The following is a 12,697-nucleotide window of genomic DNA, read 5'->3' on the forward strand; positions in this document are numbered from 1 at the left end:
GGAGTGTCAAAGAGGAAGGAATGACAAAGATGATAAGGAAGGGATCGTATGGATGAACAACGATTTTTATTTTTGGATTTTGAGTTTACGATGCCCCAGCACAGAAAAAAACCAAAAGGATTTTTCCCGGAGATTATTGAGGTAGGACTCGTCTCGGTTGTTGGTTGTAAGGTAGAAGACACGTATTCAGCTCATGTTAGACCGAAAACTTTTCCTTCTTTAACGGATCGATGTAAGAAATTTTTAGGAATTAAACAAGAAGTCGTAGATAAAGGAATTTCGTTTCCAGAACTCGTTGAAAAACTTGCAGAATATGAAAAGAGATGTAAACCGACCATTGTTACGTGGGGAAATATGGATATGAAAGTGTTGAAACATAATTGTGAAATGGCGAGAGTAGACTTTCCGTTCTTAGGACAGTGTCGTGATTTATCACTTGAGTATAAGAAGTTTTTTGGGGAGAGAAATCAAACAGGATTGTGGAAAGCAATTGAGGCGTATGGAAAAGCAGGGACGGGTAAGCATCATTGTGCGCTAGATGATGCGATGACGACGTATAATATTTTTAAATTAGTAGAAAAAGATAAAGAGTATTTAGTGAAACCAGCACCGCCAACATTAGGGGAACTCGTTGATTTTTCAAAAGTGTTAAAGAAAGTGAGTACACAGTAACGACCAAATTGCACAGTATGTAATTTGGTCGTTTTGTTTTTTTAAAGTTTGTAGTCTTTTTTTAACTGCTCTAATGTTTCTAGACTACGAACCGCAAAAGGTGAATTATCTTCAGAAAATGAATTCATTTGAGTTTTTAATGCTAATTTGAGTGACTCTGTATACTCTGGAATTTCTCCTTCATATTTCTTCACCATTTGCTCCGGAATATTTGTTTGTTCACGGAAAGCTAAAGCACGTCTTTCATGGAAAAATGGTACGTCAGCTTGTTTTACGTTATGTAAGTCACCTTGCACCGGATGTTTTAAAACAGCTAATACTTTTACGACGTAACTGCCAGGACGGCTATTTGTAACTTCGCCGATGTATTTTCCAGTTTTATAAATACCAGTAACGATTTCGCCAATTTCAAATGTTTCTCTCATATTTTTCACCTCAAGTTTATAGTAAGGAAAGTCCACGAAGTAGTCAAAGAAATCCTTCTCTTTCGGAACGACCCCTTGAGAATATGAATCGGTTCAACTATAATTTAAAATAATATAACAGAAAATTCTGATGTTTTTCAATCGAATCATAAGGAGTGTTCAATATGATGCCTTTATATTTTCCGGAAGATAAAACAGAATATATTATTCCAGGGATTGTTTGCGTTCTATTTATCATTGGTGCTGTTGCTACGTGGCGTATGTTCATTCGTGTATCAAAGCGAGAAGCGGAGCGGTTACAGAAAGTTGAAGAAAAACTGTTAGCGGAAAAGAAACAGTAACTCATTTTTGTATGTTTCCCTCTATGCTCGGACAATCTAAGGGCAGAATATATTTTGGAGGGAATAGAATGAAGAAACGGCTTTTTTTCAGTTGTTGTGTATTATTTCTGATGGCAGGTTGTGACCAAGGAAAGCCGAAAGAAATTGACGTGAAATTACATAATGCTTCAGGTGATGAAGTGGGGACTGCAAAAGTAGTGCAGCAAACAAGCGGAGTGAAAATTACGGTTAAAGGGGAAGGTTTCGCACCTGGCCCGCACGGCATACATGTACACGAAATTGGTGAGTGTAAAGCACCACGATTTGAATCATCTGGGAATCATTTTAATCCTGATAATAAAAAGCATGGGCTTCTTAATCCGAAAGGTGCAGAAAACGGTGATTTACCGAATGTAATTGCAGACAGTTCTGGAAAGATTAAAGCAGAAATCGATGCACCACATATAACGCTTGAAGAAGGAAAAACGACGATTCATAGAAAAGATGGAGCGTCTATTATTATTACAGAAAACGCTGATGATGGTATGACACAACCAGCAGGTAAATCTGGTGATCGAATTGCTTGTGGTGTCATTGTAAAAAAAGCGTCGGATATGAAGAAAAAGTAAAAGCTACCGTGCATGGTAGCTTTTTTTTTGAAACGTAAGTGAAAATATATCAATTTACCTACAAAAGAGTTTAGGATGAAAACGTATGGCGCAGTCTATTTAAAATTTCTTCTAAAACAGATCTTGGACAGCCGATGTTAATTCGAATATGTTCTTCTCCGCCTAATCCGTATTTCTCACCAGGTTCAACGATGATTTTTCCTTTTTCCTCAAGTAATGTAGTGCGTTCATTTTGAGAAAGTTGTAGGCGAGAGCAATCAATCCACAATAAAAAACTACCTTCTGGTTTCGTTACAGAAAGAGCAGGTATGTGATTTTTAATATATTCACAAGCGAATTGAGCGTTATCTTCTATATATAATCGAATTTCATTTAGCCAATCGTTGCATTCTGTATAGGCACTTTGCATCGCTGTATAGGCGAATATATTTAATCCGTGGAAGCCTTGTCTATATTGGATAGATGTAAAGGCCTGACGGAGTTTTTCGTTTGGAATAATAATAATCGATGCCTGTAATCCGGCAATATTAAATGTTTTACTCGGAGCCATACAAGTAATGGTGCGTGCTGCTAATTCTTCTGATAAGGAAGCGAATGGTGTATGCGTATGATCTGCGTAGATAATATCGGAATGAATTTCATCCGCGACAACGATTACATTATATTTTGTACATAACGTGCCAAGTTGTGTGAGTTCCTCTTTTGACCAAACACGCCCGATAGGATTGTGAGGACTACAAAGAAGCATGAGTTTGACGCCTTGCTGAAATTGCTTTTCTAAATGCTCGAAGTCTATCGCATATGTATCATTTTGTTTCTGTAATGGACTTACGCATAATTGTCTATTGTTTGTTGTAACCATTTCGAAAAATGGTGGATAAATAGGTGGTTGTACGAGAACGGATTCATTTTCTTTTGTGAAGGCCTGTATGCTCGTACTAAGAGCTGGAACGATTCCGGCGCTAAAGACAATCCATTCTTTTTGAATATCCCAGTTATACTGTTTTTTTGTCCAGTTACAAATAATATCTCCAATATTTTCGGGAGGAAGTGTGTAGCCGAAAATAGGATGCTCGATACGTGTCTTTAAAGCAGTTTGAATTGGTTGTGGTACTTCAAAATCCATATCAGCAATCCAAGCATGGATAAGCTCTTCGTTTTTATATGTATCCCATTTTGTACTATGAGTTCCACGTCGATTGACTGTTTTATGAAATAGTTGCATAAGTTTGCCCCCTTCTTCTGTAAAACCGATAAGTTATGAAAGTTCTCTCTCTTCTTATAGAATAGCTGATGTGATAGGATAAAGAAAAGTATTAAAAAGTGAAAAGGCGGGAAGCGAATGGGTACATATGAAAAGATGATAGAGGTTGTGAAGAATTGGGATCCGTTTCAAATGGGACCGGAGTTTTATGAAACAGAAGCGAGCGATGTTGTGAACGTCGTAAGTGTGTTTGATGATTCGAAATACATCGCAAAGAAGATTCAACATATATACTTTATGTCTTTTGAGGAAGTACCTGCGCTTGAAAAATGTGAGAAGTTAGCTGTGGAATTACTTGTAATAAAAGAAGGCGGAAGTTGTTCATTGTAGGCTGTCGGAATTTCCGACAGCCTTTTTACATTACTGCGCAGAAAAAGCGATGATTTCTTCATAAACATGCTCAGGTTTTTCTTCAGGTAGTAAATGTCCTGTGTTTTCGTAAGAAATAAATTTTGAGTTTGGTAAATCTTTGTGTAGTCGATGACCTACATGTACAGGGACGACGCGATCTTTTTCACCCCAAATGAGTAGTGTAGGTGTTTCGATTTTTTGTAATTCAGTTGAGGATAAATCACCTTCACGGTCTCTTATCATACGAGTTAAAGCCGGGAATATACGGTTATCATAAAAAGGAGCGGAGTAACCTTCCTTCATTTCATCGTCAATTAATGAGTGATCATGAACGACATTCATTAAGTTATGAACAATGCCGCGCCGTATAATCCAGTTCTTTACGTATAAATGAAAGAACGGTAAGTAAGAAGAGTACAGTAAAGGTAAGGTTGCGCGTGCTAAATAGCTAGAGCTGCATAGTAAAATCGTCTTGGAGATTAATTCAGGGCGTATACGGTTTACATAGAGAGAAATTTGTCCACCCATAGAATGCCCAACTAACACAATATTTGAGAGAGATAAATGTTCAATTAAATCGATAATAACCGTTGCTAAATTGTGATAAGAATACTTAAACAGATGAGACTTATCGCTTTTTCCGAATGGTGGCAAATCAAGAGCCAGTACTGTTCCTGCTTTCGATAATAAAGGAATGAGGCGGCGGTAACTGAATGAGGAAGATAAAAAGCCGTGAACGAGTACGAAAGTAGGACGTTCCGTTTTATTGTCATGTTCATACAATTCGTAATGAATAGTAGTGCCGCGAGTGGAAAAAGTGAAATAAGGACAAGTATATTCGTGATTCATTTTTTGTCACTCCATTGATTTTTGTTCATATCATCTCCAAGGCAGAAAAAAATATGTTAACAAAAAAAGGCAAGATGACGATGTCATCTTGCCTTTCGCTTATTCATTATTACCCACGAACAATATTAGGCGGTGTTTTTCCTTGTAACGCTGCAACTAAATTTTCAGCGGCTGTCATAGCCATTTGCTGCCTAGTCTTTAATGTTGCAGATCCGATGTGCGGTAAAGTCACAACATTTTGTAAGGATAAGAGCGGATTCTCTTTTTGAATTGGCTCTTGTGTAAACGTATCGATGCCTGCTGCAAAGATTTTCTTTTCGGTTAACGCATGGATTAACGCTTCTTCATCTACTGTTTTCCCGCGAGAAGCATTAATGAAGATTGCTGTTTCTTTCATTAATGAAAATTCCTTGTCTCCGATAAGATGATACGTTTCATCTGTTAATGGCGTAAGAAGGACAATAAAGTCAGATTGCTTTAGTAGCGTCTCCAAATCACAATATGTAGCATCGAATTTTTGCTCTGCTTCTTCTTTACGGCGACGGTTATAATAAAGAACATTCATATCAAATCCGAATTTCGCTCGTTTTGCAACGGCTTCTCCAATTCGGCCCATTCCGATAATACCGATTGTACTATGGTGTACATCCAGTCCGAAGTACTCTTTTCCAATTTCGGCATTCCATTCACCATTTTTTACGTAAGAGTCTAGTTCGCAAACACGGCGACCGGCAGATAGCATAAGAGCGAAAACGAGATCAGCTACTGTATCATCTAGTACGTATGGTGTATTCGTTCCGATGACATTACGCTTTTCCATCGCTTGTAAATCAAAATTATCGTAACCGACAGAAATGTTGCTCACGACTTTTAAGTTAGGAGCTGCAGTCAATAATTCTTCATTAATAGCAGATCCAAAATTTAATAAGCCATCTTTATCTTGTATTTTCTCCAATAGAACATCACGAGGTACCTTCTCATTTTGCTCCCATTTTTCATAATCACAGTGTTCTGATAAATAGTTTTCTACAAATGTTGGAACTGGTTCGGCAATATAAACTTTTGGTTTCACGGTTCCATCCCCTTTCGCTTTATCACGCCTTTTTCCGCTGATTAAAGTTTCACTTTACCCCGCTTTAACGAGCAGTAAGACTCCCACCTAAAAAGACGGTTGAGGCAAAGAAGTGAGGTGGGAGATCAACTGCTCGTAAAAGCCCGATTGGTGTGGGCTGATAATCAGCGGGGTGAGTCTTTCCGCTGATTAAAGTTTCACTTTATTTTGACATAATTCACTAAAAAAATCTTCTTTTCAAACTGGAAGGGGGATTTGTATAATTTAGACACAAAGGAAAAGGAAGGATGATTTATATGGTGACAGAAAAGGAATTAGAATTATTAGCTTGTCTTGAAAAAAGTAGTCGGTTATCTGTAGATACATTAGCGAAGCTGTTAAATATAGAAGTAGAAGAAGTAAAGAAAATGGTTGAAAAATTAGAAGCGGAAAAGATTATTGTGGATTATGTAACACATATCGATTGGACGAAGGTGAAAGAACATACAGGTTTAACGGCGATGATCGATGTGAAAGTTACGCCAAAGCGCGGCGTTGGGTTCGATGCGGTTGCTGAACAAATTTATCGTTATTCAGAAGTAAAGTCTGTGTATTTAATGTCAGGGACATATGATCTTTCTATTACATTAGAAGGAAAGACAATGGGAGAAGTAGCGATGTTTGTTTCTGAGAAATTAGCAACCATTGAATCTGTCGTTTCTACAACAACGCATTTCATTTTGAAGAAGTATAAACATGAGGGAATTATTTATGAAAAAAACGATGATGATAAGCGGATTGTGGTGACACCATGAAGCAATTTGAACTATCTAGAGCAGCAGAATCTTTACAACCATCAGGTATTCGAAAGTTTTTCGATTTAGCAGCGAATATGAAAGGTGTTATTTCTCTTGGAGTAGGAGAGCCTGACTTTGTTACACCTTGGAATGTAAGGCAAGCATGTATCCGTTCTTTAGAACAAGGATATACGTCATATACAGCAAATGCAGGATTATTGGAGCTCCGTCAAGAAATAGCAAAGTATCTAAAAAAACAATTTGCAGTATCTTATGATCCAAACGATGAAATCATTGTTACAGTTGGAGCGAGTCAGGCGTTAGATGTAGCGATGCGTGCCATTATAAATCCTGATGATGAAGTACTCATTATTGAACCAAGTTTCGTTTCTTATGCACCGCTTGTGACATTAGCTGGAGGAGTTCCGGTTCCTGTGGCGACTACTTTAGAAAATGAGTTTAAAGTACAACCAGAACAAATTGAAGTAGCTATTACAGCGAAAACAAAGGCGATTTTACTTTGCTCACCAAATAACCCAACAGGTGCGATGTTAAATAAATCCGAGCTTGAAGAAATAGCAGTGATTGTTGAAAAGTACAATTTAATCGTATTATCTGATGAAATTTATGCAGAGCTTGTATACGACGAAGTATATACAAGTTTCGCGAGTATTAAAAATATGCGTGAGCATACGATTTTAATTTCAGGATTTTCAAAAGGATTTGCGATGACAGGATGGCGCCTCGGTATGATTGCAGCCCCTGTTCATTTTTCAGAATTAATGCTCAAAATCCACCAATATTCCATGATGTGTGCACCGACGATGTCTCAGTTCGCAGCACTCGAAGCGTTACGAGCGGGGAATGATGAAGTAATTCGGATGAGAGATAGTTATAAGAAACGACGTAATTTTATGACGACATCTTTCAATGAAATGGGATTAACATGTCATGTACCGGGCGGAGCATTTTATGTTTTTCCTGCTATTTCTTCAACTGGACTATCTTCAGCTGAATTTGCAGAACAGCTATTATTAGAAGAAAAAGTCGCTGTTGTACCTGGAAGTGTATTTGGTGAAAGCGGTGAAGGATTTATTCGTTGCTCGTATGCAACATCGCTTGAACAACTAATGGAAGCAATGAGGAGAATGGAACGGTTTATAGAAAATAAAAAAAGGACAAAACGTAATACGTTTTGTCCATAAAAGGGGGGGAATACTAGAAAGCCATGTGTTAGTATTCTATCCCAATATTGGAGAATTATACGTACTACAGGAAATTTTTCGTTAATTTTGAATGAGTTCTGTCATAGTGGTATAATTTACTAATATAAGGTATGCGTATCCTGAGTCGCTTTACTTCGGGTACGTACTCACTAATCGGATATTTAACAATAAATCATCTGCTTTGCTATCTACAATTGTAGAGAAAATGGTAAACGTATGGGAGTGTTTCATATGTCAGAACAATATACAACAGGAGTGGTTGTAACAGGGAAAGTGACTGGGATTCAAGATTACGGTGCATTTGTAGCGTTAGATGCAGAAACACAAGGGCTTGTGCATATATCTGAAATTACAAATGGATATGTAAAGGATATTCATGACTTTTTAAAAGTCGGCGATACAGTAGAAGTAAAAGTACTTTCAATTGATGAAGAACACAGAAAAATGAGTTTATCGTTAAAAGCGGCGAAAAGAAAACAAGGACGGATTCTTATACCGAATCCATCTGAGAACGGATTTAATACGCTGCGAGAAAAGCTAACAGAATGGATTGAAGAGTCCGAGTTAACAAAGTAAAAGAGGAACGCATATGAGCGTTCCTCTTTTACTTTGTCTTATGATATATATTTGCAAATATGATTGCATGCAATCATATTCGTATGTCGGAGGTGAAATAAAGACATACTGACTAGTGGATTTCGTTCGTTTCTGGGTGAGTACCAAGATTTTCTGATGGTTTAAAGAGTAAACCAAGATTGATAAGCCCAGAAATACCGACGATGCCGTAAATAATACGTGCGAGAGCAGAGTTTTGTCCACCGAAAATGGCTGCCACTAAGTCAAACTGGAAGAACCCGATCAGTCCCCAGTTCACAGCACCGATTACAGTAAAGACTAATGCGATACGTTGCAGAGTACTCATGAAAAAGCCCCCCCTTAATTGTGAAGCATGAGCAAGCGATGAGTTAATTAACTCCTTTATAGAATGGGGTAGTTATGTTGTTTTTATACATAAAAAATATAAGAAAAAGGATGTATATACATCTATACCGAAAAATGCGAATTTTTATGCAAAAAATGAACTTTTTCTAAAAAATATATATTGGTTACGTTTACAATTGTTGAATCGCTTGATTTACAACTTCAGTTTCGCTAAAGTGAATACAGAAATACATATACATTATTGGAGGGAAAAAGATGAGTACACATGTAACGTTCGACTATTCTAAAGCGTTATCCTTCATCGGTGAACATGAAATCACTTATTTACGTGATGCAGTGAAAGTAACACATCACGCAATCCACGAAAAAACTGGAGCTGGGAACGATTTCCTTGGGTGGGTAGACCTTCCGCTTCAATATGACAAAGAAGAATTTGCTCGCATTCAAAAATGCGCAGAAAAAATTAAAAATGACTCTGACATTTTACTTGTTGTAGGTATCGGTGGTTCTTACTTAGGAGCACGTGCAGCAATCGAAATGTTAAACCATTCTTTCTACAACACGCTTTCTAAAGAACAACGTAAAACTCCACAAGTGCTATTTGTTGGACAAAACATTAGCTCCACTTACATGAAAGATTTAATGGACGTATTAGAAGGTAAAGACTTCTCTATTAACGTTATTTCCAAATCAGGTACAACAACAGAGCCGGCACTAGCGTTCCGTATTTTCCGTAAGTTATTAGAAGAAAAGTATGGAAAAGAAGAGGCTCGCAAACGTATTTATGCAACGACAGATAAAGCACGTGGTGCATTAAAAACATTAGCTGATAACGAAGGTTACGAAACATTTGTTATTCCAGATGATGTTGGAGGACGTTTCTCTGTATTAACGCCAGTTGGTTTATTACCAATCGCAGTAAGTGGCTTAAATATTGAAGAGATGATGAAAGGAGCAGCTGCTGGTCATGGTGACTTCGGTACATCAGAACTAGAAGAAAACCCAGCTTACCAATATGCAGCAGTTCGTAATGCTTTATACAATAAAGGAAAAACAATTGAAATGCTTGTTAACTATGAGCCAGCACTTCAATACTTCTCTGAGTGGTGGAAACAGTTATTTGGTGAAAGTGAAGGAAAAGATCAAAAAGGTATTTTCCCATCTTCAGCAAACTTCTCAACTGACTTACACTCATTAGGTCAATACGTTCAAGAAGGTCGTCGTGACTTATTCGAAACAGTTCTGAAAGTAGGTAAATCTACACATGAACTAACAATCGAATCAGAAGAAAACGATTTAGATGGATTAAACTACCTTGCTGGTGAAACTGTAGACTTCGTAAACACAAAAGCATACGAAGGTACATTACTTGCACATAGCGATGGTGGCGTACCAAACTTAATCGTAAATATCCCTGAATTAAATGAGTACACATTCGGTTATCTTGTATACTTCTTCGAAAAGGCATGTGCGATGAGCGGTTACTTATTAGGCGTAAATCCATTTGACCAACCAGGAGTAGAAGCATACAAGAAAAACATGTTTGCTTTACTTGGTAAACCAGGATTTGAAGAGTTAAAAGCAGAATTAGAAGAGCGTTTAAAATAATAAAAAGCGACCGGATTCCGGTCGCTTTTTATTATTTTATCGAAAAGTCCATCGGTATATTCAAACTAGAGTGGGTATGCTAAAGAAAAAGGTTAGGAGGGATGGGCTTGATTCCGATTCAATCCAATTTAGAAGGACGTACATATGCGTTATATAAGCTAGAAGAGATAATGAAGCCACTCGGATATAGCATTGGTGGCAATTGGGATTATGATAAAGGGTGCTTTGATTATAAAATCGATGAAGAAGAAGGCTATCAATTTTTACGGGTGCCATTTACAGCGGTGAATGGCGAACTAGATGTGCCGGGCGTAATCGTCCGGCTTGAAACGCCATATATTCTTTCGCACGTATATCAAGACGAACTAGATGATCATGTAAATACTCTAGCAGCCGGAACGAGTGGAATGGATCAATTTGCTGAGCCGAAAGATCCAGATGGAGATGTGAAAAGAAAATATATTAATATTGGGAAAGTGCTCATACAAGAACTAGAGCGTCATTTTATTAATGGTGAATAACAATGAGTATGTCGCTTTCAATGAGAACAAAGGAATGGACTGGATTAATCATATATTGTTCGTCGCGCTTTATACCTAGTAAGAGAATGTTTTGCTTTAACAGAGTATAGCTGCAATTTGCGAAAGTTTGTCCGATGCAGGATGGAGAAAGCTCCATCAGTTGTAATTTATTATCAGAGATTTCATCGTAAAGTGAGAATAGTACACCTGAAATGGAAGGGAATAAAAGAGAAGCGGTAAATACATAGCTCGTTAATTTATTTCCTTCTATAATTTCTGATACACCAGCTCTTGTTGCATTTTGTATTTGTTCAGAAGTAAGAAGTTCAGCGATGCAGTGAATGTTTGGGTTGAGACCTTTTGCAGTTAAAATATTTAAAATGGATTGTGTATCTGCTAAGCTTTCATTCTTTTCTTTATCAGCAGTTATTAATATAGTGTGTGCCGTTGTAATATTAGCTTTTAATAAAGTTTGATCGTGATGGGGGCACCCCTTTATAAATTCTAAATGATGAAATGGTTTTGGAAGTAAAGAAAGTGTTTCATCAATTAAAACGATATCAAGGTTCGGTTGTAAGATGTGCATTTGTTTGACAACATGCTTTGCCCGTTCGTTCCAGCCGACAATAATCATATGTCCGTTAGAAGTTGCAGCTTCCTCTCCTTTAATCTTCATATATTGTTTACTAATCATTTCAGTAGCGAACAAAACCATATAATAAGAACAAAATCCGGTACCTAATAAAATAATACCCATACCGACTAGCTTACCCATTGTTGTATGCGGGGCAAAGTCACCATAACCAACGGTGAAGATGGTAACGATTGACCACCAAACTCCATCAAACCATGTGGTGAAGTGCGATGGTTCTAATCTATGTATAAGAAAGCCAGAAAAAGCAGTAAGTAACACAATAAAGCAAATTAAACGAAAAATAATGGAATCACGAAATGTATCTACTAAATTTGGACGGGATTTCAATGTTCTATTCCTCCTTACTTTGCAGGACTACATTCATTGTTACCATTATAGAAAAAAGAAAAACTCTCTAATTTAAAAGAGAGTTTGTTTTACATTACATACTTTCCACTTCAGTTTGTTGAACACTTTCAAGATGCTGGAGGGCGTAGTAAACATCAGCAGTATGTCTTTTTTGATCGATACATAATTTCAAATGTAAATAGTGCGAGCCATTCTCCAATGTTTTGAGCTTCATATTCTTAACTTTTATATCCATTTCTTTTATTTCTTCAATTACAATTGGGATATTGTCCATATTTCGCACAACAAGTTTTACTGCGATATCACGTTGACGAAATGATCTCGGTCCCACAAATTTCATTGCTAATGGTATAAGTTCGACACTAATCATAAGAAAACACATTCCGAAAATCGCTTCGATATAGAAGCCGGCTCCAACAGCAATACCAATACCAGAAGCGCCCCAGATCATAGCAGCAGTCGTTAGCCCTGCAATACTATCATTTCCTCTTCGTAAAATAACACCAGCACCTAAAAAACCAATCCCTGATACAATTTGAGCGGCAAGTCGAAGTGGATCCATATTCATATGATCAGTATGTGGTAAATTGTAAGCCGCTTTAATAGAAACAATCGTTAGGAGGCAACTAATGATAGAAATAACTAAACAAGTTTTTAAACCAAGTGGTTTCCGTTTTAATTCGCGCTCTAAACCGATGGCGAATCCTAAAATAGCCGAGAGACCTAGTTTGATTAATAAATCGGTATAGTCCATATGTATTCCTCCTTGTATGATATGGTATAGGAATAAAACATTTATTATAGAAAGAAATGTTTTTGGGTAGAGTGACTTTATATAGAATATATGTAGGAATCCCTTAGAAATGAAAGAGATATTTCGTTTAAGTATATGATATTCAAAAAGAAATGTAGTTAATTAAAAAAAAGTTTATAAAAGGTGTTGCATTTCATTTTTCGCCATGATATATTAATAACCGTCGCTGATGCGGAAACGCAGAAAACGACAAAAAAGAAATTGAAAAACTTAGTTGACATCGAA

Annotated in this window: 16 protein-coding genes; 9 read left to right on the forward strand and 7 right to left on the reverse strand. The window is 37.0% G+C overall.

The window, feature by feature from the left end:
- Positions 1-48: 48 nt before the first annotated feature.
- Positions 49-672 (forward strand): 3'-5' exonuclease KapD, encoded by a 624-nt coding sequence (gene kapD / locus K5S59_RS20555; RefSeq protein ID WP_000344364.1) that lies wholly within the window; start codon positions 49-51, stop codon positions 670-672.
- Between the two features lie 41 nt (positions 673-713).
- Here kapD and kapB read toward each other — a convergent pair whose 3' ends face one another.
- Positions 714-1,097 carry a kinase-associated lipoprotein KapB gene (gene kapB, locus K5S59_RS20560; protein ID WP_120450970.1) on the reverse strand — a complete coding sequence of 128 codons (384 nt, stop codon included), beginning with the start codon at positions 1,095-1,097 and terminating at the stop codon, positions 714-716.
- Positions 1,098-1,261: 164 nt separating this feature from the next.
- On the opposite strand from kapB, the gene K5S59_RS20565 reads away from it, so the two are divergent.
- Both K5S59_RS20565 and sodC read left to right on the forward strand, forming a co-directional pair.
- Complete coding sequence (locus K5S59_RS20565; protein WP_000982763.1) at positions 1,262-1,438, forward strand: hypothetical protein; 177 nt, start codon at positions 1,262-1,264, stop codon at positions 1,436-1,438.
- A gap of 68 nt (positions 1,439-1,506) precedes the next feature.
- On the forward strand, positions 1,507-2,046 hold the full coding sequence (gene sodC, locus K5S59_RS20570; protein ID WP_000746527.1) for a superoxide dismutase [Cu-Zn]: 540 nt from the start codon (positions 1,507-1,509) through the stop codon (positions 2,044-2,046).
- A gap of 70 nt (positions 2,047-2,116) precedes the next feature.
- Here the strand turns inward: sodC and K5S59_RS20575 are convergent, their stop codons facing one another.
- Complete coding sequence (locus tag K5S59_RS20575; protein ID WP_071725014.1) at positions 2,117-3,271, reverse strand: MalY/PatB family protein; 1,155 nt, start codon at positions 3,269-3,271, stop codon at positions 2,117-2,119.
- Between the two features lie 117 nt (positions 3,272-3,388).
- On the opposite strand from K5S59_RS20575, the gene K5S59_RS20580 reads away from it, so the two are divergent.
- On the forward strand, positions 3,389-3,640 hold the full coding sequence (locus K5S59_RS20580) for a YugE family protein (protein WP_000537644.1): 252 nt from the start codon (positions 3,389-3,391) through the stop codon (positions 3,638-3,640).
- A 30-nt stretch (positions 3,641-3,670) separates the two neighbouring features.
- On the opposite strand, the gene K5S59_RS20585 is transcribed toward K5S59_RS20580, so the two are convergent.
- Positions 3,671-4,510: an alpha/beta fold hydrolase gene (locus K5S59_RS20585; RefSeq protein WP_001015206.1), complete on the reverse strand. Its 840-nt coding sequence runs from the start codon at positions 4,508-4,510 to the stop codon at positions 3,671-3,673.
- A 109-nt stretch (positions 4,511-4,619) separates the two neighbouring features.
- Positions 4,620-5,624 (reverse strand): 2-hydroxyacid dehydrogenase, encoded by a 1,005-nt coding sequence (locus K5S59_RS20590; protein WP_098257793.1) that lies wholly within the window; start codon positions 5,622-5,624, stop codon positions 4,620-4,622.
- A gap of 254 nt (positions 5,625-5,878) precedes the next feature.
- Between K5S59_RS20590 and K5S59_RS20595 the strand changes: the two genes are divergently transcribed.
- From K5S59_RS20595 to yugI, 3 genes are all read left to right on the forward strand, one after another.
- Positions 5,879-6,376 (forward strand): Lrp/AsnC family transcriptional regulator, encoded by a 498-nt coding sequence (locus K5S59_RS20595; RefSeq protein WP_000255701.1) that lies wholly within the window; start codon positions 5,879-5,881, stop codon positions 6,374-6,376.
- Positions 6,373-7,563 carry an aminotransferase gene (locus K5S59_RS20600; RefSeq protein WP_000808519.1) on the forward strand — a complete coding sequence of 397 codons (1,191 nt, stop codon included), beginning with the start codon at positions 6,373-6,375 and terminating at the stop codon, positions 7,561-7,563. Before K5S59_RS20595 ends, K5S59_RS20600 begins: the two co-directional genes overlap by 4 nt.
- 252 nt (positions 7,564-7,815) lie before the next feature.
- Positions 7,816-8,160: a S1 domain-containing post-transcriptional regulator GSP13 gene (gene yugI / locus K5S59_RS20605; RefSeq protein ID WP_000003765.1), complete on the forward strand. Its 345-nt coding sequence runs from the start codon at positions 7,816-7,818 to the stop codon at positions 8,158-8,160.
- A 112-nt stretch (positions 8,161-8,272) separates the two neighbouring features.
- On the opposite strand, the gene K5S59_RS20610 is transcribed toward yugI, so the two are convergent.
- The gene (locus K5S59_RS20610) at positions 8,273-8,506 is read right to left on the reverse strand and encodes a DUF378 domain-containing protein (protein WP_000105787.1); all 234 of its coding nucleotides are present in this window, start codon (positions 8,504-8,506) and stop codon (positions 8,273-8,275) included.
- A gap of 275 nt (positions 8,507-8,781) precedes the next feature.
- On the opposite strand from K5S59_RS20610, the gene K5S59_RS20615 reads away from it, so the two are divergent.
- Complete coding sequence (locus K5S59_RS20615) at positions 8,782-10,134, forward strand: glucose-6-phosphate isomerase (RefSeq protein ID WP_000103655.1); 1,353 nt, start codon at positions 8,782-8,784, stop codon at positions 10,132-10,134.
- A gap of 107 nt (positions 10,135-10,241) precedes the next feature.
- Positions 10,242-10,655 carry a YugN-like family protein gene (locus tag K5S59_RS20620; protein ID WP_000612338.1) on the forward strand — a complete coding sequence of 138 codons (414 nt, stop codon included), beginning with the start codon at positions 10,242-10,244 and terminating at the stop codon, positions 10,653-10,655.
- Here K5S59_RS20620 and K5S59_RS20625 read toward each other — a convergent pair.
- Together K5S59_RS20625 and K5S59_RS20630 are read right to left on the reverse strand one after the other, a co-directional pair.
- Entirely contained in the window at positions 10,642-11,637 is a 996-nt protein-coding gene (locus tag K5S59_RS20625; RefSeq protein WP_000842333.1) for a potassium channel family protein, read from the reverse strand. The two genes, K5S59_RS20620 and K5S59_RS20625, sit on opposite strands and share 14 nt — an antisense overlap.
- A 94-nt stretch (positions 11,638-11,731) precedes the next feature.
- Complete coding sequence (locus K5S59_RS20630; protein ID WP_000386675.1) at positions 11,732-12,412, reverse strand: MgtC/SapB family protein; 681 nt, start codon at positions 12,410-12,412, stop codon at positions 11,732-11,734.
- Between the last annotated feature and the right edge of the window lie 285 nt (positions 12,413-12,697).

This window comes from Bacillus sp. BML-BC051, from assembly GCF_019656175.1.
GTDB lineage: Bacteria > Bacillota > Bacilli > Bacillales > Bacillaceae_G > Bacillus_A > Bacillus_A mobilis.